The organism is Streptomyces sp. TRM68416, assembly GCF_014596915.1.
GTDB lineage: Bacteria > Actinomycetota > Actinomycetes > Streptomycetales > Streptomycetaceae > Streptomyces.
In genome coordinates, this window is record NZ_JACVWU010000003.1 from 251,457 (window position 1) to 271,517 (window position 20,061).

The 20,061-nt window shown below is 72.1% G+C and carries 20 protein-coding genes; 9 read left to right on the forward strand and 11 right to left on the reverse strand.

The features are described from left to right. The first annotated feature begins 5 nt into the window (after positions 1 to 5). The 3 genes from ICC28_RS06540 to ICC28_RS06550 all read left to right on the forward strand — a co-directional run bounded on the left by ICC28_RS06540 (position 6) and on the right by ICC28_RS06550 (position 2,986). Positions 6 to 1,274: a beta-ketoacyl-[acyl-carrier-protein] synthase family protein gene (locus ICC28_RS06540; RefSeq protein ID WP_188287448.1), complete on the forward strand. Its 1,269-nt coding sequence runs from the start codon at positions 6 to 8 to the stop codon at positions 1,272 to 1,274. Continuing rightward, positions 1,271 to 2,644 carry a ketosynthase chain-length factor gene (locus ICC28_RS06545; protein WP_188287449.1) on the forward strand — a complete coding sequence of 458 codons (1,374 nt, stop codon included), beginning with the start codon at positions 1,271 to 1,273 and terminating at the stop codon, positions 2,642 to 2,644. Before ICC28_RS06540 ends, ICC28_RS06545 begins: the two co-directional genes overlap by 4 nt. 69 nt (positions 2,645 to 2,713) lie before the next feature. After that, on the forward strand, positions 2,714 to 2,986 hold the full coding sequence (locus ICC28_RS06550) for an acyl carrier protein (RefSeq protein ID WP_188287450.1): 273 nt from the start codon (positions 2,714 to 2,716) through the stop codon (positions 2,984 to 2,986). A gap of 60 nt (positions 2,987 to 3,046) precedes the next feature. Here ICC28_RS06550 and ICC28_RS06555 read toward each other — a convergent pair whose 3' ends face one another. Further along, entirely contained in the window at positions 3,047 to 3,784 is a 738-nt protein-coding gene (locus tag ICC28_RS06555) for an SDR family NAD(P)-dependent oxidoreductase (RefSeq protein ID WP_188287451.1), read from the reverse strand. Positions 3,785 to 3,931: 147 nt separating this feature from the next. Here ICC28_RS06555 and ICC28_RS06560 point away from each other — a divergent pair, with 147 nt between their 5' ends. Beyond that, positions 3,932 to 4,429 carry a nuclear transport factor 2 family protein gene (locus ICC28_RS06560; RefSeq protein ID WP_223188449.1) on the forward strand — a complete coding sequence of 166 codons (498 nt, stop codon included), beginning with the start codon at positions 3,932 to 3,934 and terminating at the stop codon, positions 4,427 to 4,429. A gap of 41 nt (positions 4,430 to 4,470) precedes the next feature. Continuing rightward, positions 4,471 to 5,199 carry an SDR family NAD(P)-dependent oxidoreductase gene (locus tag ICC28_RS06565; protein WP_188287452.1) on the forward strand — a complete coding sequence of 243 codons (729 nt, stop codon included), beginning with the start codon at positions 4,471 to 4,473 and terminating at the stop codon, positions 5,197 to 5,199. Positions 5,200 to 5,253: 54 nt separating this feature from the next. On the opposite strand, the gene ICC28_RS06570 is transcribed toward ICC28_RS06565, so the two are convergent. The 3 genes from ICC28_RS06570 to ICC28_RS06580 all read right to left on the reverse strand — a co-directional run bounded on the left by ICC28_RS06570 (position 5,254) and on the right by ICC28_RS06580 (position 8,516). Continuing rightward, positions 5,254 to 6,405 (reverse strand): nucleotide disphospho-sugar-binding domain-containing protein, encoded by a 1,152-nt coding sequence (locus ICC28_RS06570; RefSeq protein ID WP_188287453.1) that lies wholly within the window; start codon positions 6,403 to 6,405, stop codon positions 5,254 to 5,256. Between the two features lie 49 nt (positions 6,406 to 6,454). After that, positions 6,455 to 6,922 carry a hypothetical protein gene (locus ICC28_RS06575; protein ID WP_188287454.1) on the reverse strand — a complete coding sequence of 156 codons (468 nt, stop codon included), beginning with the start codon at positions 6,920 to 6,922 and terminating at the stop codon, positions 6,455 to 6,457. 100 nt (positions 6,923 to 7,022) lie between these two features. Further along, a complete protein-coding gene (locus tag ICC28_RS06580; RefSeq protein ID WP_188287455.1) occupies positions 7,023 to 8,516 on the reverse strand; it encodes an MDR family MFS transporter in 1,494 nt (497 codons plus the stop codon). A 140-nt stretch (positions 8,517 to 8,656) separates the two neighbouring features. Here ICC28_RS06580 and ICC28_RS06585 point away from each other — a divergent pair, with 140 nt between their 5' ends. After that, entirely contained in the window at positions 8,657 to 9,571 is a 915-nt protein-coding gene (locus tag ICC28_RS06585) for an NADP-dependent oxidoreductase (RefSeq protein ID WP_188287456.1), read from the forward strand. A gap of 14 nt (positions 9,572 to 9,585) precedes the next feature. Here the strand turns inward: ICC28_RS06585 and ICC28_RS06590 are convergent, their stop codons facing one another. From ICC28_RS06590 to rfbA, 3 genes are read right to left on the reverse strand one after another with little or no spacing between them, the layout of a single operon-like run. Next, positions 9,586 to 10,536, reverse strand: a complete 951-nt coding sequence (locus ICC28_RS06590) for an aromatase/cyclase (protein WP_188287457.1) — start codon at positions 10,534 to 10,536, stop codon at positions 9,586 to 9,588. Then, the gene (locus ICC28_RS06595) at positions 10,533 to 11,156 is read right to left on the reverse strand and encodes a dTDP-4-dehydrorhamnose 3,5-epimerase family protein (protein ID WP_282700472.1); all 624 of its coding nucleotides are present in this window, start codon (positions 11,154 to 11,156) and stop codon (positions 10,533 to 10,535) included. Before ICC28_RS06595 ends, ICC28_RS06590 begins: the two co-directional genes overlap by 4 nt. Positions 11,157 to 11,170: 14 nt before the next feature. Next, entirely contained in the window at positions 11,171 to 12,091 is a 921-nt protein-coding gene (gene rfbA, locus ICC28_RS06600; RefSeq protein WP_188287459.1) for a glucose-1-phosphate thymidylyltransferase RfbA, read from the reverse strand. A gap of 115 nt (positions 12,092 to 12,206) precedes the next feature. On the opposite strand from rfbA, the gene rfbB reads away from it, so the two are divergent. Continuing rightward, positions 12,207 to 13,196 carry a dTDP-glucose 4,6-dehydratase gene (rfbB, locus tag ICC28_RS06605; protein WP_188287460.1) on the forward strand — a complete coding sequence of 330 codons (990 nt, stop codon included), beginning with the start codon at positions 12,207 to 12,209 and terminating at the stop codon, positions 13,194 to 13,196. A 52-nt stretch (positions 13,197 to 13,248) separates the two neighbouring features. On the opposite strand, the gene ICC28_RS06610 is transcribed toward rfbB, so the two are convergent. The 4 genes from ICC28_RS06610 to ICC28_RS06625 form a co-directional block, all read right to left on the reverse strand. Next, positions 13,249 to 14,313, reverse strand: a complete 1,065-nt coding sequence (locus ICC28_RS06610) for an LLM class flavin-dependent oxidoreductase (RefSeq protein ID WP_188287461.1) — start codon at positions 14,311 to 14,313, stop codon at positions 13,249 to 13,251. Positions 14,314 to 14,352: 39 nt separating this feature from the next. Then, on the reverse strand, positions 14,353 to 14,817 hold the full coding sequence (locus ICC28_RS06615) for a nuclear transport factor 2 family protein (RefSeq protein WP_188287462.1): 465 nt from the start codon (positions 14,815 to 14,817) through the stop codon (positions 14,353 to 14,355). Next, positions 14,814 to 15,959, reverse strand: coding sequence for a hydrolase (locus ICC28_RS06620; protein ID WP_188287463.1), 1,146 nt, complete (start codon positions 15,957 to 15,959; stop codon positions 14,814 to 14,816). The genes ICC28_RS06615 and ICC28_RS06620 overlap by 4 nt, the downstream gene beginning before the upstream one ends. A gap of 300 nt (positions 15,960 to 16,259) precedes the next feature. Next, positions 16,260 to 17,078 (reverse strand): SAM-dependent methyltransferase, encoded by an 819-nt coding sequence (locus ICC28_RS06625; RefSeq protein ID WP_188287464.1) that lies wholly within the window; start codon positions 17,076 to 17,078, stop codon positions 16,260 to 16,262. A 353-nt stretch (positions 17,079 to 17,431) separates the two neighbouring features. On the opposite strand from ICC28_RS06625, the gene ICC28_RS06630 reads away from it, so the two are divergent. Together ICC28_RS06630 and ICC28_RS06635 are read left to right on the forward strand one after the other, a co-directional pair. After that, complete coding sequence (locus tag ICC28_RS06630; protein WP_188287465.1) at positions 17,432 to 17,830, forward strand: hypothetical protein; 399 nt, start codon at positions 17,432 to 17,434, stop codon at positions 17,828 to 17,830. Positions 17,831 to 17,918: 88 nt separating this feature from the next. After that, positions 17,919 to 19,961 carry an SPFH domain-containing protein gene (locus tag ICC28_RS06635; RefSeq protein WP_188287466.1) on the forward strand — a complete coding sequence of 681 codons (2,043 nt, stop codon included), beginning with the start codon at positions 17,919 to 17,921 and terminating at the stop codon, positions 19,959 to 19,961. Positions 19,962 to 20,061 lie beyond the last annotated feature (100 nt).

Sequence of the window (20,061 nt, forward strand, 5' to 3'; positions counted from 1 at the left end):
AGCCGATGAACCGTCGTGTCGCCATCACCGGGATCGGTGTGGTCGCTCCAGGAGGGGTGGGAACGAAGGAGTTCTGGTCCCTGATCACCTCCGGCCGGACCGCCACCCGGTCCATCACCTTCTTCGACGCCACACAGTTCAGGTCCCGCATCGCCGCCGAGGCCGACTTCGACCCGCTGGAGTGCGGCTTCACCCCCGAGGAGGCCGAACGCCTGGACCGGGCCGCCCAGTTCGCCGTCGTCAGCGCCCGGGAGGCGCTGACCGACAGCGGCCTGGGAACGGACCTCGACCCGCTGCGCACGGGGGTCACCCTCGGCAGCGCGGTCGGCTGCACGATGGGCCTGGACACCGAGTACAACGTCGTCAGCCGGGGCGGCAGCACCTGGCAGGTGGACCACACCCTCGCCGTACCGCATCTCTTCGACTACTTCGTGCCCAGCTCCATGGCCGCGGAGGTCGCCTGGCGCGTCGACGCCCAGGGGCCGGTGTCCATGGTGTCCACGGGCTGCACCTCCGGCCTCGACTCCCTCGGCCACGCCGTCGAACTGATCCGGGAGGGCAGCGCCGACGTCATGATCGCGGGCGCCACCGAGGCGCCCATCTCCCCGATCACGATGGCCTGCTTCGACGCCATCAAGGCCACCTCGCCGCGCAACGACGAACCGGAGACCGCCTCCAGGCCCTTCGACGCCTCCCGCAACGGCTTCGTCCTCGGCGAGGGGTCCGCCGTCCTGGTCCTGGAGGACCTGGAGGGGGCCCGGCGGCGCGGCGCGCACATCTACGCCGAGATCGCCGGGTTCGCCACCCGCTGCAACGCCTACCACATGACCGGACTCACCCCGGACGGCCGGGAGATGGCCGAGGCGATCCGGGTCGCCCTCGACGAGGCGCGGCTGGACCGCACCGACATCGACTACGTCAACGCCCACGGCTCGGGCACCAAGCAGAACGACCGGCACGAGACCGCCGCCTTCAAGCGCAGCCTGGGCAGCCACGCCCACGAGGTACCGGTCAGCTCCATCAAGTCGATGATCGGTCACTCGCTCGGCGCGATCGGCTCCCTGGAGGTCGCGGCCAGCGCCCTCGCCATCGAGCACGGCGTCATCCCGCCCACCGCCAACCTGCACCACCCCGACCCGGCCTGCGACCTGGACTACACCCCGCTGACCGCCCGGGAACAGCGCACCGACACCGTCCTCAGCGTGGGCAGCGGCTTCGGCGGCTTCCAGAGCGCGATGGTCCTCGTCCGCCCCGAGAAGGGAGACACCCGATGACGGCGACGAAACCGGCGCCCGGGCATCGGCCCGCCCCGCAGCCCCCGGCCAGCGTGCCCCCGGTCGTCACCGGCATCGGCGTGGCCGCGCCCAACGGCTTCGGGCGGGAGGAGTGGTGGCGGGCGACCCTGCGCGGGGAGAGCGGCATCCGGCCGATCAGCCGCTTCGACGCGGGCCAGTACCCGGCCCGCCTCGCCGGGGAGGTCCAGGACTTCGACCCGGCCGACCACATCCCCGGCCGCCTCATGCCGCAGACGGACCACGTGACGCGGCTGGCGCTCGCCGTCGCCGACGAGGCCCTGGCCGACGCCCGCGTCGACCCCGCCGCGCTGCCCGACTACGCCGCCGGCGTGGTCACCGCCAGCTCGGCGGGCGGCTTCGAGTTCGGGCAGCGGGAGCTGCAAGCGCTGTGGAGCCAGGGCCGGCAGTACGTCAGCGCGTACCAGTCGTTCGCCTGGTTCTACGCCGTCAACACCGGCCAGATCTCCATCCGGCACGGACTGCGCGGCCCCAGCGGCGTCCTCGTCACCGAACAGGCGGGCGGACTCGACGCGGTCGCCCAGGCCCGGCGGCAACTGCGCAAGGGGATCCGCCTGGTGGTCACCGGCGGGGTCGAGTCCGCGCTGTGCCCCTGGGGCTGGGCCGCCCAGCTCGCCGACGGCCGCCTGAGCACGGTCGACGACCCGGACCGCGCCTACCTCCCCTTCACCGCCGACGCCCGCGGGCACGTCGCCGGCGAGGGCGGCGCCCTGCTGATCGTGGAGGACGCGACGGCCGCCCGGGAGAGGGGAGCCGAGACGTACGGGACGATCGCGGGGTACGCGGCTACGTTCGACCCGGCACCCGGCGGGGCGGTCCGGGGCGGAAGGGAACCGGCGCCCGGCGGGATGGCTCGGGGCGCGGGCGACCTGGCATCCGGCGGGGCGGCCCTGGCATCCGGCGGGGCGGCCCAGATCGCGGGCGACCGCTCGCGGTTGCGGGACGCCGCCGAACTCGCCCTGTGGGACGCCGGGTTGACCCCCGCCGACGTGGACGTCGTCTTCGCGGACGCCGCCGGTGACATCGCCGCGGACCTCGCGGAGGCACGGGCCGTCGCCACGCTCTTCGGCCCGAACGCCGTCCCGGTCACCGCGCCCAAGACGATGACCGGCCGGCTCTCCGCGGGCGCCGCCTCACTCGACCTGGCCGCGGCCCTGCTCGCGCTGCGCGACCAGGTGATCCCGCCGACCGTCAACGTCGGCGGCCCCGCTCCCGGTCTCCCCATCGACCTGGTGACCGAGCAGCGCCCGGCCGCGCTGCGCACCGCGCTGGTGCTGGCCCGCGGCCGGGGCGGCTTCAACGCGGCGATGGTGGTGCGCGTCCCGGGCTGAGCCCGCCGCACCGTGCCCGCTCCCCCGAACCCGGGCCGACGACCCGGACCCCCAAGAGATGGAGAAGCCATGCCGACGGAATTCACTCTCGCCGACCTGATAGAGCTGCTGCGCGAGAGCGCCGGAACCGACGACACCGTCAACCTCGACGGAGACGTACTCGACCGGCCGTTCCCCGAGATCAACTACGACTCGCTGGCCGTCCTGCAGACCGCCAGCCGCATCGAGCGCGAGTACGGCGTCATGCTCGACGAGGACGCCGTGGCCGACGCCCAGACCCCCCGGCAGTACCTGGCCCTGATCAACAAGGCGTTCGCGGCCGCCGGGACGGCGAGCGCGTGATCCGCGCTCCGGCCGGCGCGTCAGCGCCGGCCGGAGCACGGACCGGGCGCCCTGCCACCGCTACCAGTTGAGCCCCCCGTTCACCTCCAGCACATGCCCGTTCACGTACGAGCTGTCCGGCCCCGCGAGGAACAGCGCGGCGGCGGTGACCTCGTCCGCCGAGCCGAGGCGGCCCATCGCCAGCTTCGGCTCGTACACCGCCCAGACGCGTTCGTTGTCCCGGATCGAACGGGTCATGCCCTCGTCGATCAGGCCCGGGCACAGCGCGTTGACGGTGATGTTCCGCGGCGCGAGTTCCACCGCCGTCACCTTCGTGAACATCTCCACCGCCGCCTTGGTCGCCGCGTACGCGGACGCCCCCGGGGCCACCCGGGTGGCCAGCGCGGAGGACAGGTTGATGATCCGTCCGCCGTACTCGCTGCGCTCCAGGTACGGCACCGCGGAACGGGTGCAGTGGAAGACCCCGCCGAGGTTCGTGGCCATCGTGTCCGCGAAGTCCGCGGGGTCGAGCTGCGCGGCCGGCCCGGGACGGCTGACCCCGGCGTTGGCCACCACGATGTCGAGACGGCCGTAGAACTCGGCGGCGGCGCGCATCAGTTCGTCCACCGACTCGGGGTCCCGTACGTCCGTCTCGTGCACGATCACGTCGCCGCCGCGCTCCGCGAGGTCCGCGCCCGCGCTCTTGTCCCGGCCCGCCGCGACGACCTTGCAGCCCTCGCGCGCGAACGCCTCCACGAGCTGCCGGCCGAGCCCCTTGGTGCCGCCGGTGACGACCGCGACCCTTCCGTCGAGCCTCATACGTGGTCTCCCTCCCGAGGTGGGTTGTCGTGGGAAGGGTCGCCGCACCCGCTGTGCGATGAATCGAGTTCACCTTGAGAGCCCGCTGCCAGTCTCGGCCCGGGACGCGGAGCGGTCCGCGCGGCCGAGAAGAGGAGAAAGGACCCCATGACGGACCCCATGACGGACCCCATGACGGACCCCATGACGGACCCCATGACGGACCCCATGACGGACCTCATGACGGCCCCCACGACGGGCAGTCTGTTCCAGGACGTCCAGCAGTTCTACGCCCGGCAGATGCGGCTGCTCGACCAGGGCGCCGTCGAGGAGTGGGCGGACACGTTCACCGAGGACGGCGTCTTCGACCAGAACGTCGCCGAACCGCTCACGGGCCGTGTCGACATCGCCGTGGCCTCCCGCAAACGGGTGGACCAGCTCGTCGCCGAGGGCATCACCCGCCGCCACTGGCTGGGCATGCTCGAAGTGGACCCGCAGGACGAGCAGGGCGTCGTACGCACCCGCTACTACGCCTTCTCCATGGCCACCGAGCGCGGCGGCCGGCCGCGGATCACCGCGAGCACCTACGCCGAGGACACCCTCGTCCGTCACGAGGGCACCTGGCTCGTCCGGTACCGGCGGGTCATCCACGACGGCACGGACTGATGCGTGGCCCCGAAGTTCGTACCCCTGAAGGAGGCACACCCATGTCAACGCAGCGGGTCGCCCTGGTGACCGGTTCGACCTCCGGGATAGGCGCGGCGACCGCCAGGACCCTGGCCGCCGCGGGCTATCGCGTGGCGGTCAACTCCCGCAACTCGCCCAAGGAGGGCAAGGAACTCGCGGACTCGCTGGACGGTGCCGTCTACGTACAGGGCGACATCGCGGTGGAGGAGCAGGCGGCCCGGATCGTCGACACCGTGGTCGACCGGCTCGGCCGGCTCGACCTGCTGGTCAACAACGCCGGCGCCACCCGGCTCATCCCGCACGCCGACCTCGCGGCGGCCTCGCCCGCGGTCTGGCGCGAGATCCTCGACGTCAACGTGGTGGGCACCTGGCAGATGAGTGTGGCGGCCCTGCCCCACCTCACGGCCGACGGCGGCGGAGCCATCGTCAACATCTCCTCCATCGCCGGCGTCAAGCCGACGGGCAGCTCCATCCCGTACGCCGTCAGCAAGGCGGCGATCAACCACATGACGCGGCTGCTCGCCAACGTCGCCGGACCGGACGTCCGGGTCAACGCTGTGGCGCCCGGCCTCATCGACACGCCCTGGACCGCGGACTTCACGGGCCCGCGCGAGGCCGTCACGGCGGGCGCCCCGCTGCGCCGGATCGGCACGCCCGAGGACGTTGCCCAGGCGGTGCTGGGCCTGGCCGAGGCGGCGTACTCCACCGGTGTGGTGCTGCTGGTGGACGGCGGGATCCACAACCTCTGAACATGGGGGAGGGGCCGGCGGGGCATACACCCCGCCGGCCCCTCCCGCGTGTCGTCAGGAACGCGTGAACTCCTCCAGCTTGCCGACCAGTTCGGCCGGTGACGGCTGGGTTCGGATTTCCTCGGCCACCTGCCGGGCGGCTGCCCGCAGTGTGTCGTCCGTCAGGACCCGTTCCAGCGCGCCGGTGGTGACCTCGTGGGGGTCCACCGACATTCCCAGGCCCGCCCGGTCGACGACGTCGGCGTTGACGAAGTTGTCGGCGCCGTGCGGCAGCAGCAGTTGGGGCAGGCCGAAGGTGAGCGCGGTCAGGGTGGAGCCGGAGCCGCCGTGGTGCACGGTGGCGTCGCACCGCTCCAGCAGCGCGTTCAGCGGCAGCCAGCGCACCACCCTCACGTTCGGCGGGACTTGGGGCAGATCCTGCTCGGTCAGTCCCGTGACGACGAAGTCGGCGTCGGTCTCGGCTGCGGCGCCCAGCAGCTTCTCCAGGCCGCCCACGCCCAGCATCCGCGGCACGATCGTGCCCAGGGAGACGGCGACCCTGGCCCGTGTGCGGGCAGTGGTGAGCCACTCGGGCAGTTCGCCCCCGGCGTTGTAGGGGACGTACCGCATGTTCCAGCCCTGCCCCTCGCCCCGCATCAGGCTCGGCGGGGCCACGTGCAGGACGGCGTGGGCGGGCAGTTCCACGGGTACGCCGTGGCGTTCGAAGGACGGCGCCAGGTACGGCAGGAAGCCCCGCGCGAAGCCGCCCTCGCGCAGCATCCCGAAGCCGTGTTCCACCGCGGGCACCCCGAGCCGCCGCGCGGCGAGCAGCCCCGCGCCCTGGAGCCGGCCGTGGACGACCAGGTCGGGCCGCCACTCCTCGGCGACCCGCAGCGTGCCGTCCGCCATGAGGTCGCTCACGGTCCCGAACCGCTCCAGCATGGCCGGGGTGGTGGCGCCGCCCGCCCGGACGATCGCCTGGCCGCGCACCTTCATCTGCTCCGCCAACTGCTCCGGCGTGAGTTTCGGGCCGCCGCCGAAGACCGCGTCGAAGTCGGTGCCGGGGGAGACGTCGACGACGGGCAGCCCCGCCTTCACGGCCGCGTCCACCGCCGTCTCGGAGGAGGCGACGAGCACCTCGTGGCCCGCGGAACGCAGCGCCCAGGCCAGCGGGATGACCGGGAAGAGATGCCCCAGGGCGGGTGGGGAGGCGAACAGCACACGCATGGTCGGAACTCCGTTCGTCGATGCGTTACGAGGTCACGCGGTCACGGGCTCAGGAGGTCCGGGTGGCGACGACGTCGACCGTGAAGCTGCTCACCACGTTGCCCTGGAGGTCGATGACCTGGGACACCCCGTGCGAGGTCCAGTGGTTGGCGTCGCTCATGACGGCGTCCTGGTGCCCCTCGACCGAGCCGTCGACGTTGCCGCTCGCGTCCCTGTGCGGGTGCCAGATGTCGTACGAGAACGTGGTCCGGCCCGTGCGGTACCAGGTGTCGGTGTCGTTGCCCATCGTCCCGTCGGCGCGGAAGGTGAAGCTCGTCGTGCCGGCGCTGGGGATCGAGGTGGTCACCTGGGCGGTCCAGGTGCCCACCGGCGAGCAGTACTTGGCCGCCCGCGCGGTGTCGGCCTCCGCGGCACCGCCGACCGCCACCAGCGACGGGACGGCCAGCACGGTGACGGCCAGCGCGCGCAGGGCGCGGCGGCGGGTGCGGTGAGCGACGGTGGACGTGGCGGGGGACATGGCGGCTCCTCTTTCGGAGTGAGGTTTTGGAGTGCGGTTTCGGAGTGCGGTTTCTGAGGAGGCTTCGGAGTGAGGCGGACGGGCCTTGTGCGGCGCAGCCTTACGGCCGCCGCTCGAAATCCGCTGACGCGGGGCTTGAACCGTCGTCCGTCTCCGGGGCTCCGGAGTCCTCGCTCTCGCGGGGGCGGCCGGGCAGGAACAGGGCCGGGACGAGGGCGACGGCGCTGAGCCCGGCGGTCCACCAGAACGTGGCGGCGAACGCGTCGGCGAGCACCGCGGGCGAGGCCTCCTCGGCGCCGCCGTCCCGGCCGAGCTGCGCCTGGAGCAGGACGGCGAGGGCGGCCGTGCCCAGGGAGCCGCCGATGCGCTGGACGATGACGAGCCCGGAGGCGGCCCGCGGCACGGCGTCCTTGGCGAGCGAGCGGTAGGCGGTGGCCGTCAACGGCGTGGCCACGGCCCCCAGACCGAGGCCGCGCAGCACCAGCGACCCGGTCAGCAGCGCGTCGTCGGTGCCGGTGCCGGACCCGGTGAAGGCGAGGGTGCCGACGACGGTCAGCGCGATGCCCGCCAGCACGATGTAGCGCGGGCCGAGACGGTCCACCAGCGCGCCCGCGAGGGCGAGCGCGATCACCGTGCCGGCCCCCTGCGGCGCCAGCATGAGCCCGGCCCGCAGCGCGTCGTGCCCCAGCACCTGCTGGTAGTAGAGGGGCAGCAGGAACATGGCGCCGAACAGGGTGGCGCCGAGCAGGAACAGCAGCCCCGACGCGAGGGCGAACTCCCGGTTGCGGAACAGCCGCAGATCGACGACCGAGGGCACCTGCCGCGGGCGCAGCGCACGGCCGACGAACACCGCCAGCAGCAGCGCCCCGCCGCCCACGAAGGCGAGCACCCTCGGGGAGCCGAAGCCGTCCGGGGACTCCTCGACCACGGACAGCCCGTACAGCAGGACGGTCAGCCCGGGGGAGAGCAGCAGCAGACCGAGCACGTCGAGCCGCCCCGACGTGCCGGGGGCGGGGGTGTCCTTCTCCAGCGCGAGCCAGGCGAACAGCAGGGCGACCGCGCCGAGGGGCAGATTGATGTAGTAGATCCACCGCCAGCCCAGGTCGTGGACGAGCAGGCCGCCCACGCTGGGCCCGACGATCGGCGCGAGCTGCGTGGGCACGCTCACCATCGTCATCACCCGGCCGATCCGCCGCGGCCCGGCGGCCCGCACCAGCAGGATCTGGGCGAGCGGCGGGATGAGCCCGCCGCCCAGGCCCTGCAACAGCCGGAAGGCGATCAGGCTCTCCACCGACCAGGCGGCCCCGCACAGCACCGAGGCCCCGGTGAACAGCGAGAGCGCGAACAGCCACATGCGCCGGGCGCCGAAGCGCTCAGCGGCCCAGCCCGTCACCGGTACGACCATGGCGAGCGCCAGCAGATACCCGGCCGCGACCCACTGCAGCGAGGAGAGGGAGACAGAGAACTCCTGGCCGACACTGTCCAGCGACACCGAGACGATGGTGGCGTCCATCGCCGAAAGAAATGCGCCACAGACGATGATCGCGCCGAGTTTGACCAGTCGCGCATCCAGTTTCTCGGCTTTTTCGGCCATGTCTTTCTCCCGTTTCGAAGGCGCACCCCGAGCGCCTCAACTGACCGGCATCGTAGGCTGTTTGAGCAGTAAGGGATTCGTTCGGAATCTTCTCAAGGACCTCTGGAAAATCACTCGAACGATTAGGGGAGGAATACCGCATGCCTACGGCAATCGCGTTTTCCGAATACGGCGGTCCCGACGTTCTCCGACCGCTGGAGACGGCCGAAGCGGTCGCGGGACCCGGCGAGGTCCGCGTCCGGGTACGCGCCGCCGGGGTCAACCCGGTCGATGTGAAGCTGCGGCGCGGAGACTTCGCGGGCACGGTCGCGGTGACCTTCCCGCAACGGCTGGGCAACGAGTTCGCCGGGGTGATCGACCAGGTCGGTGCGGGCGTCACCGGCCGGGCCGTGGGCGAGGAGGTGCTCGGGTTCACGGCGATGGCGGCCTACGCCGAGGTCCTCACCGTCCCGGCCGACTCGGTCACCGCCAAGCCGGCCGGGCTGTCCTGGGAGGTGGCCGGCGCGCTCTCCGCCGTAGGCCAGACCGCGAGCAACGCGCTGCGGGAGCTGAAGGTCGGGGACGGCGACACCCTGCTGGTGCACGCCGCGGCCGGGGGCGTCGGCACCGTCGCGGTGCAGCTCGCCCGGCGCCTCGGCGCACGGGTCATCGGCACGGCGAGCGAGCGCAACCACGAGTATCTGCGCTCGCTGGGAGCCGAACCGGTCGTGTACGGCGAGGGGTTGGCCGAGCGGGTGCGGGCGCTGGCCCCGGAGGGCGTGGACGTCGTCCTCGACGCGGTCGGCAGCGCCGCCGTGGACGCCTCCCTGGAACTCGTCGCCGACCGCACCCGGATCGGCACCACCGTGGACCAGAAGGCGGCCGACGAGCACGGCATCGTACGGCTGCGGGGCGCCCGTTCGGCGGAGCTGCTGGCCGAGCTGGCCGGGCTCGCCGCCGCCGGCGACCTGGTGCTCCCCCTCACCGCCGTACACCCCCTCACGGCGGCCGCCGAGGCCCACCGCGAGGTCGAGACCGGCCATGTGCGCGGCAAGGTGGTGCTCACCGTCGGCTGACCGTACCGGAGTCCTCACCCGCCGTGCCGTCGCCGCTCCGCGAACTCCTTGGCGCGGGCCAGCACTTCACGGCTGCTGGTGCTCAGCGCCCGGCGGGTGAAGGCGACGGCCTCCGCCACGTCGGTGACGCCCGACTCCGAGAGGACCACCGTGTGCCGGGAGGACACCACCACCCCGTCCCCGTCCTGCGTCACGGTGTAGTCGCCGGTGTGCACGGCGGCCAGTGGCGGCAGGAGCAGATGCCGGTACACGATCCGGTCCGGCGGGAACAGCACGCGCACCACCTTGGAGGGGTGGTCCACGCCCCGTTCGGTGTGCGTGACCCAGTCCAGCAACTGCACGTTGTCGCCGCCGTCGCGGGCGTCCACCGACACGATGTGCGGGATGCGCCCGGGCCAGGCCGCCGCGTCGGCGAGGAACTCGTAGACGTCCGCGGCCGATCCGCCGACCCTCGCCGTGTCCTCGATCCGCACCACCAGCCGCTCGTCGGCGGCCTCCCGCTCGGCGGCCTCCTTGAGCGCGGCGAGTTCGGCGGTGCTGTTGCGGTCCAGGGTGTCGGCGATGAACTCCAGGGTAGCGGGCTCGTCCGTGGCCGGCCGGCAGTCGTGCAGCAGCCGCACCCGGCAGGTGCGTTCCGACAGCGGTTCCACGATCCAGGAGCCGCCCATGTCGGCCACCGGCGCCTGCGTCGTCTCCTGCCGGTAGTCGACGCGCAGTTCCCCGGGGCGCAGGGTCCGCAGGGCCACCCAGGGGAACACCCGGTCGCCCGAGACCAGCCAGACGCCGACGCGTTCGCTCGTGGCGTCGCCCGAGAACCGTTCCATGTGCGCGATGTTGGGGAAGAGGCGCGGCCAGTGGGTGACGTCGGCGAGCAGCCGGTACACCAGCTCGGCCGGTGCGGCGACCTCGGCCCGGTGCTCCACCTCGTGCACCTCGCCGGGCGCCGGCTTCGACGGCGCGCTCATGCGGGTGCTCCCTTCCCGGCGGCGGCCCTGGCGTCCAGGCCCGCGGTGAAGCGCCGGCAGGCGTCGTAGTCCGGCAACAGCCCTTCCTCACCGAGCTGTTTGAGGGTGGGCGCACCCGCGTCGCGCTCGGACAGCCGCGGCTCGCCGAGGTCCGGCCACTCGATGTCCAGGTCGGCGTCCATGGGGTGCACGGCCCGCTCCCGCTCGGGGGCGTAGACCGCGGAGCAGAGGTAGGCGACGGTGGCCGAGTCGGTCAGCGCGCAGTAGCCGTGCCCCAGCCCCTCCGAGATGTACACCGCCTTGCGGGTCTCGCCGTCCAGCCGCACCGCCTCCCAGGCCCCGAACGTCGGCGAGCCCTCCCGCATGTCCACGATCACGTCGAGGACCGCGCCGGCCGGGCAGGTCACGAACTTGGCCTGGCCGGGCGGCACATCGGCGAAGTGGATGCCGCGCACCACCCCGCGCGCGGAGACCGCGAGGTTCGCCTGCGCCAGGTCCAGCGGATGCCCCACCGACTCGGCGAGCCGGTCGAAGCGGTACCACTCCATGAACCGGCCCCGGGAATCGAGGTGCTGACGGGGAGTCACCTCCCACAGGCCCTCGATCGACAGCGGTCTGATCTGCACGGTGCCTCCTACTGGTCGGCTGTGACAGGCGGAGCGGCGGCGGCCCCGGCGGTGTCGAACCGGGCGGCGGGCCCGAGGAGTTCGAGCAGATACGTGCCGTAGCCGCTCGGCACCAGGGGCTCGGCGAGCCGGGCGAGCGTCTCGTCGTCGATGAGCCCGGCACGCCAGGCGGCCTCCTCCACACAGCCGATCATCAGCCGCTGCCGCGCCTCCAGGACCCGGACGAACTCGCCCGCCTCCACCAGGGAGGCGAAGGTGCCCGTGTCCAGCCAGGCCGTACCCCGCTCCAGCACGGTGACCCGCAGCCGACCGCGCCTGATGTACTCCGCGTTGACGTCGGAGATCTCCAACTCGCCCCGGGCGGACGGGCGCAGCTTGCGGGCGATGTCCACGACGTCGTTGTCGTAGAAGTACAGACCCGGCACCGCGTACGGGGACCTGGGCCGGGCCGGCTTCTCCTCGATGGAGGTCACCCGGCCGTCGGCGTCGAACTCGATCACGCCGTACGCGGTGGGGTCCTTCACCTGGTGGGCGAAGATCCAGCCCCCCGTGAGGTCCCGCCGGGACCGCAACTGCGTACCGAGCCCGACGCCGTGGAAGATGTTGTCGCCCAGGATCAGGGCCACCGGCTCGTCACCGATGAAGTCGGCCCCGATCAGAAAGGCCTGCGCGATTCCCTCGGGACGCTCCTGAGCGGCGTATTCCAGTCGGAGCCCCCATTGGGATCCGTCGCCCAGAAGACGCTGGAACTGCTCCTGCTCATGGGGTGTCGTGATGATCAGGATTTCCCGGACGCCCGCATTGATGAGGGTGGTCAGGGGATAATAGATCATCGGCTTGTTGAACACGGGCATGAGCTGCTTGGAAACCGCCTGGGTGATGGGCCGTAAACGTGACCCGGTGCCACCGGCGAGAAGTATGCCGCGCATGCTGTGCAGCATAGGCACACGGAACTTCCTCCGTACACACGGTCACAGTCGAATTCCAGCACCCTGCGAGCGGTGCGCCAGCGCATATTGAGGCGGTGCCAGCAGTCTCGCGGACATGAGGATACTCGTCACCGGCGGCGCCGGGTTCATCGGCTCCCATTTCGTGCGGAATTTGCTCTCGGGACGATTTCCGAAGATCCCGGAGCCGAAAGTCACCGTACTGGACGCACTCACCTACTCGGGCACGCTCACCAATCTCCGGGCCGTCGAGGAGCACCCCGGACTCACCTTCGTCCGGGGAGACATCCGGGACGTGGACCTGGTGAACTCCGTCCTGCCCGGCCACGACGCGGTCGTCCACTTCGCCGCCGAGTCCCACGTGGACCGCTCGATCCACGGCGCGCTGCCCTTCGTCACCACGAACGTGACCGGCACGGCGGTGCTGCTCGACGCGGCACGCGCGCACGGACTCGGCCGCTTCGTGCACGTCTCCACCGACGAGGTCTACGGCTCCATCCCGACCGGCTCCTGGCGCGAGGACCAGCCGCTCGCCCCCCGGTCGCCGTACGCCGCCAGCAAGGCCGGCTCGGACCTGCTGGCCCTCTCCTACCACCGCACCCACGGACTCGACGTCGTGGTGACCCGCTGCTCCAACAACTACGGCCCGCACCAGTTCCCGGAGAAAGTCATCCCTCTCTTCGTCACCCGCCTGCTGGCCGGCCAGGACGTCCCGCTCTACGGCGACGGCGGCAACGTACGCGACTGGCTGCACGTCGACGACCACTGCGCCGGCATCGAGCTGGCCCTGCGCGGCGGCCGCGCCGGGGAGGTCTACCACATCGGCGGCGGCACCGAGCTGACCAACCGTGAGCTGACCGGCCTGCTGCTGCGGGCCTGCGGCGCGGACTGGGACCGGGTGCGCACGGTCGAGGACCGCAAGGGGCACGACCGCCGGTACTCGCTCGCCATCGGCAAGATCCAGCAGGAGCTGGGTTACCGGCCCGCGATCCCCTTCGAGGAGGGGCTCGCCGCCACCGTCGCCTGGTACCGGGACAACGCGCCCTGGTGGGAGCCCCTGCTCGAGCGCGCGGCGCTCGGCGTGTGACAGCGCTGTGCCGCCCCGGGACGGCGTCTGTCCCGGGGCGGCACAGCGCTGATCAGGCGGCCCGCAGCGGGAACAGCCCCGGCAGCACCTGCTCGGCCAGCAGGCGCAGCGTGTTCGCCGCGTCCTCGTAGGACAGATGGCCGGAGTGGACGCCCAGGCTGAGGGTGATGTCGTCGCCGTACCACCCGGCGATGGTCTCCAACTGGCCCCGCACCGTGTCCGGCGTGCCCACCAGCAGCTTGTTCTCCGCCACCTTGGCCTCGAAGTCCGAGCCCCGCGCCAGCTTCTCGGCCAGCTTGCCGTAGCCGGGGTACGCGGCGCTCGACACGTTCCGCCAGGACTCCACCGCGGTCCGGAACGACGCCGTGTTGGCCTCGTCGTCCGTCCGGCCCGCCTTCCGCGCCCACTCGGCGTCCTCGCTGACCACGGTCGGGTAGCTGAGGTGGACCTGCGGCGCGCCCGCCCCCGCCCATTCGGCGCGGAACAGCCGCACCCGCTCCTCAAGGCCCTCCCGGGACATGGCGTTCGGCACCGTCTGCAGATGGTGGCCGAGGCGGGCGGCGTCGGCGACGGAGTCCAGGCTCTGCGCGGTGGTCACGAAGACCGGCGGATGCGGCTGCTGCACCGGCCGCGGCAGCAGGGTCACCGGGCCGAAGGAGTGGAACTCCCCGTCCCACACCACATCCTCCTCCGACCACAGCTTCTGAATGGCCGCGACATTCTCGGTGAAGCGCCTTCGGCTTTCATCGATCGCAATACCGAAGGCCTCGAACTCGTCGGGCAGGAAAGCCCGTCCGAAGGCCGCGTCGAGTCGGCCCTGTGACAGGTTGTCCAGCATGGCGAGTTTCCCGGCCAGCTTCACCGGGTGCTGAAAAGCCGGAATGGTGGCACTGGTACCGAGCCGGATGCGCCGGGTACGGCCCGCCGCGGCGGCGAGGAATGTCGTGGCGTCGGGGCTGTAACCGCCGTAGGTGAAGAAGTAGTGCTCGACTATCTTGACGTGGTCGTAGCCAAGTTCTTCCGCCAGGTCGACGAGCCGGAGGCATTCGTCGAAATACTGGTGGGCCGGTCTGTCGGCCGGACCCACCGTGGGAAAGAAGACGATTCCGATACGCATGTGCACTCCTGTCGCCTGAGAGCGGCCGGGGCCACGGATTCAGTGTTCCAACGCGTCGATGCCGATGTGCCGGTGGCGTATCAGCCAGCGGTCGCCCTCCCGGACCAGCACGTCCCGGCAGACCACATGGGCGAAGATGTCCGGCCGTTCCCCGCGGGGCGCCCGCATCGCCAGGGAGTAGTACTGGGCGCGCAACGACCCGTCCGGCTGCGGGGTGACGGCCAGGTTGCTCGTCCAGTGCCGCATCACCGTGCCCGCCTCGGCGAGTTCCGTGGCGCGCTTCGTGATCGAGGCCCGGATGGCCTCCCGGCCGTGCAGCGCGTCGGTGCGGCCCGGTTCCTCGAAGACGGCGTCCTCGGTGTACGCGTCGGCCCAGGCGTCCGGCTCACCCTCGTCCATCAACGCCATGTGCCAGGCGTAGAACTGGGTGATCTCCGCGTACAGACCGGAATCGGCGAACGGACCCGGCTGCGGCGCAGCGGCTTCTCCTCGCACCTCGTTCATCCCTTCTCTCGGATGTGGACGTCGTGCTCGCGCAGCTCCGCGGCCCCGGCCAGCAGACGGTCGCCGTGTGCGCCGCCCGCGGTGTCGAAGCGCAGCGCGACATGGCCGGCCACGCAGTGCACATCGCGCCAGAGGCGCTGGAGCGGGTCGTCCTCGGACTGCGCGCCGGAACCGGCCGAGCGGAACAACCGCTCCACCGCGTCGACCAGTTGCCCGGCTGCCAGCGCGCAGTCCCGCGGCGCCCGGGTGGGCTCGTCCGCCCCGCCGGAACCGGCGTCGGCCGCCGTCGCCACCCGGCGCAGCAGCAGGGCCGCGCCCTCGATCTCACCCTCGGCCCGGGCCAGCACACCCTGCGCCGGGCCGTCCTGCCGGCCGGACATGCGCGCCGACCACGCCCGTACGGCCGCGCGCGCGGCGCCGAGCGCGGGGGCGGCGAACAGGGTCCCGCTGACCGTCCGCAGCGCCGCGGTGTGGCAGCGCGCGAGGGAGCCGACGGCCCGCCCGTGCAGGATGTCCTCGCGGGCGACCGACCGGTGCTCGGGCACGAACACCTCATCCGCGACCAGGGTGTTGCTGGCCGTCGCCCGCATGCCGACGTTGAACCAGGTGTCCGCGACCCGGTAGTCGTGGCGCGGCACCGCGAAGAACCGGGCCGCCCGCCCCTCCCACGGCGGCGTCTGCGCGCAGACCAGCGTCCAGTCGGCGAAGTCCACGCCGCTGACCACCGGCCACTGTCCGGTGAGCCGCCAGCCGCCGCCGACCGGCGTGGCACGTCCGGTGGGGTTGAGCGCTCCCACGACGACGGTGTCGGCGCCGGCCGACCACAGCTCGCCCTGCCCCTCCTCCGGCAGGAAGACGCCCATCCGGGCGGCCCCCGCGGTGACCGCGGCGGTCCAGGCCGCCGACGTACAGCCCTCGCCCACCGCGGACACGCCGTCCAGCAGCTCCGCGAACCCGCCGGCCCGCCCGCCCCAGCGGACCGGGACGAAGTGCCGCATGAACCCCGCCGCGACCAGCGCGTCCACCACCTCGCCGGGCAGCCGCCGGGCGCGGTCCGCGGCGGCGGCGTGCCGGGCGGCCAGCCCGGCGGCCTTGCGCACCTCGTCGGTCATGTCGCTGGGGATGAGTAAGGGGCCGGACATGGGCGCTGCCTCCTCGCCGCGGGAACCTTGGCGTGCCGGTACTCAACCTCGTGGAACGGGCTGGAGGTGCGTTGGGGAACCTCTGGAGTACCGCTGGACCTCACGGGAGGGGAGCGCCCGCCCCTCCGGCACGGGCGGGTGTCCGGGCGGCGGCCGGCCGGGGCCGGGTCACCCCGGCGCGCCGGCCGGCCGCCGCCGGTCGTGATGACGGGCAGGGCCGGGCCGCCGCCGGTCGTGATGACGGGCCGGGCCGGGCCGGGCCGCGCCTCTTCCGGCGCCGGTCGGACCGCCCGGGGCGGGTCAGGGCTTGCGGCCCACCGCGCCGTAGGCGTCGACGGCCGGGACCGCCGGGTCCGTGGCCTCCGGGCGCCAGTCCGTCACCGGGACGACGCCCGGATCGACCAGGTCGAGGCCGTCGAAGAACGCGGCGATCTCCTCGACGCTGCGCACGTAGTACGGCACGGCGCCGCTCGCGTTGTACGCCTCCGACGCGGCGATCATGCCCTCGCTGGTGGCGGTGCTGTCGCTGATCACCAGGTGGCTGCCCGAGGGCAGGCCGGCCATCAGTCGCTGCACCAGGGCGACCGCCCGGCCGTGGTCCGCCACGTGGCCCAGGGTGTTGAGAATCATCAGGGCGACGGGCCGGGAGAGGTCGAGCGTGCCCTCCGCGGCCTTCAGGACGGCCTCGGGGTCGTAGAGGTCGGCGTCCAGGTAGGCGGTCCTGCCCTCGGGGGTGCTGGTGAGCAGGGCGTTGGCGTGGGCCAGCACGATCGGGTCGTTGTCGACGTAGACGATGCGGGCGTCCGGGGCCACGCGCTGGGCCACCTCATGGGTGTTGTCCGCGGTCGGCAGACCGGTGCCGATGTCCAGGAACTGCCGTACCCCCTGCTCGCCCGCCAGATAGCGCACGGCCCGCCCCAGGAAGTGCCGGCTGGTGACCGCCACGTCGACGAGGCCCGGGAAGATCTCCTTGATGTGGTCGCCGATCTCCCGGTCGACCGGATAGTTGTCCTTGCCTCCGACGAAGTAGTTCCAGAAGCGGGCCGAGTGCGGCTTCGTCGTGTCGATGCGGGCGCGTATCTCGGCGGCGGCGGCGACCTCGGGGTGGGTGTCCGACACGGCAGGGCCTCCAGCGGTTGTGGCGTGGGTGATCAGGCCACCAACCTAGGCGAACCTGTCGTGTGTACGGGGGAGTTGCAGGGGAGATCGACCTGCGAGGGGTGCGATTTCGGCCATGGCCGGGGCAAGGGGGCTCGTTTACGCCGCCCTGACGCCCTGTTAGCGGACACCGGCACTGTTTACGTTCCGAACATTGCCGGAAGTCGGCAATGCGGTGAGCGGCCCCCAGGGGAAAGATAAGGGCGAGGGGAGCACGGGATCGGTTTCGGTGCCGGACACCGGCAGGTGATCGGTACCGGAACCGAAGTGCTCCGGCATTACGCACGTACGAACGGAAGAAACGGAGGCCGGACATGCGGACGTTCTTCGAGGCCGCCACCGGCTTCCCGACCTTCGTCTTCACCGTCGCCCTCGTCGTGGTCGCCGGCTTCTGGCTGCTGGTGGCCGCCGGCCTGGCCGGACCCGGCAGTTTCGACGAGGACCTGGATACCGAGTCCTGGGGGCTCGGCAGCGGCCCGGCCGCCGTCGCGGTGTCGCTCTTCACCGGCCTGGCCTGGCTGGGAAGTCTCTCGGCGACCGCTCTGCTCGAAGCGGTCGCCGCCCCCGGCCCGGGCCGCCTGGCGGCCGACCTCGCCGTACTGGCCGCGGCACCGCCGCTCGCGTGGTGCGCGACCCGCGCGGCCATGGGCCCGCTCCACCGCCTGCTGCCGGACCGACCCGGGCCCGCAGGGCGCACCTCGTCGGCCGCCTGAGCCGCACCCCACAGTCTTCCGAAGCCGGTCCGGCCCCTCGCCGGGCGTGACCCGACTTCGGCCTCTTCACCTGCCAAGGACGTCTGCCATGAATCCCATCACCCTGGGCCTCGGCGCGCTCGTCGCCGTCGCCCTGCTCGTCGCCCTCGTCGTACTCTTCGTCGCCCGGCTGTTCCGCAAGGTCGAACAGGGCAAGGCGCTCATCGTCTCCAAGATGCGCAAGGTCGACGTGACCTTCACCGGACAGGTCGTGCTGCCGGTGCTGCACAAGGCCGAGGTGATGGACATCTCGGTGAAGACCATCGAGGTCACCCGGGCCGGCCGCGAGGGCCTCATCTGCAAGGACAACATCCGCGCCGACATCCGCATCTCGTTCTTCGTCAAGGTCAACAAGACCGCGCAGGACGTCATCCGGGTCGCCCAGGCCGTCGGCACCGCACGGGCCAGCCACCGCGACACCCTCCAGGAGCTGTTCCACGCGAAGTTCTCCGAGGCGCTGAAGACCGTCGGCAAGCAGATGGACTTCACCGACCTGTACACCAAGCGCGAGGAACTGCGGTACCGGATCATCGAGGTCATCGGCGTCGACCTCAACGGCTACCACCTGGAGGACGCGGCGATCGACTACCTGGAGCAGACGCCGCTCACCCAGCTCGACCCGGCCAACGTCCTCGACGCCCAGGGCATCCGCAAGATCACCGAGCTGACGGCCGTCGAGCACGTGCGCACCAACGAGGCCCAGCGCACCGAGGAGAAGGAGATCACCCGGCAGAACGTCGACGCCCGCGAGGCCATCCTGGAGCTGGAGCGCCGTCAGGTCGACGCCGAGATCAAGCAGAAGCGGGAGATCGAGACCGTACGGGCCCGGGAGGAGGCCGAGACCGCGCGGGTCGTCGAGGAGGAGCGGCTGCGGGCACAGAGCGCCTTCCTCAAGACCGAGGAGCAGCTCGGCGTGCAGCGCGAGAACCAGGCGCGCGAGGTCGCCGTCGCCGCGAAGAACCGCGAGCGGGTCATCGCCATCGAGAACGAGCGCATCGAGAAGGACCGGATGCTCGAAGTCATCGCCCGGGAGCGGGAGACCGAGCTGACGAAGATCTCCGCCTCCAAGGAGGTCGAGGCGGAGAAGCGGGAGATCGCCGAGGTCATCCGCGAGCGCGTCGCCGTGGACCGTACGGTCGCCGAGCAGGAGGAGTCCATCAAGAAGCTGCGCGCCGTGGAGGAGGCGGAGCGGCAGCGGCAGGCGATCGTCATCGCCGCCGAGGCCGAGGCGCAGGAGAACCTGGTCAAGGACATCAAGGCCGCGGAGGCCGCCGAGCAGGCCGCCGTGCACCGCGCCGCCGAGGAACTCACCCTCGCCGAGGCCCGGTTGAAGAGCGCCGACCTCGACGCGCAGGCCAAGCTGCGGCTCGCCGAGGGCATCCAGGCGGAGTCCGCCGCCGAGGGCCTGGCCGCCGTCCAGGTCCGCGACAAGGAGGCCGAGGTCATCGAGAAGGCCGGCCGCGCGGAGGCCGAGGCCACCCAGGCACGCATGCTGGCGGAGGCCGAGGGCGCCAAGGCCAAGGCGCGCGCGGAGGCGGAGGCCATCGGCGAGAAGCTGAAGGCCGAGGCCGCCGGTCTCACCGAGAAGGCCGCAGCGATGGCCGCACTCGACGAGGCGTCCCGGACCCACGAGGAGTACCGGCTGCGCCTGGAGGCCGAGAAGGACATCCGGCTCGCCGGCCTGGACGTGCAGCGGCAGGTCGCCGAGGCACAGGCCACCGTGCTCGCCACCGGCCTGGAGAACGCCGACATCAACATCGTCGGCGGCGAGTCGGTCTTCTTCGACCGGCTGATGTCCTCCATCGCGCTCGGCAAGGGCGTCGACGGATTCGTCCAGCACTCCGAGACCGCGCAGGCACTGGCGAAGCCGTGGCTGGACGGCACGTCGAGCTTCACCGACGACATCAGCCGCGTCCTCGGCTCGGTCTCCACGGCCGACGTGCAGAACCTGACCGTCTCCGCCCTGCTGATGAAGCTGATGAACGGCGGCGGCACCGACGCCGGGCAGCTGAAGCAACTGCTCGACAAGGCGGGCGAGCTGGGCCTCGCCGACACCCCGCTCGCCGCGCTCAACGGCAGCGCCAAGGCCTGAGAGCCCATCCGGCCGACCCGGGCCGGACACCCGATCGACCCGGGTCGAGGCCCGATTGACCCGTGGTCCGGAGCCGCCGCACAGGGGACGGCGGCTCCGG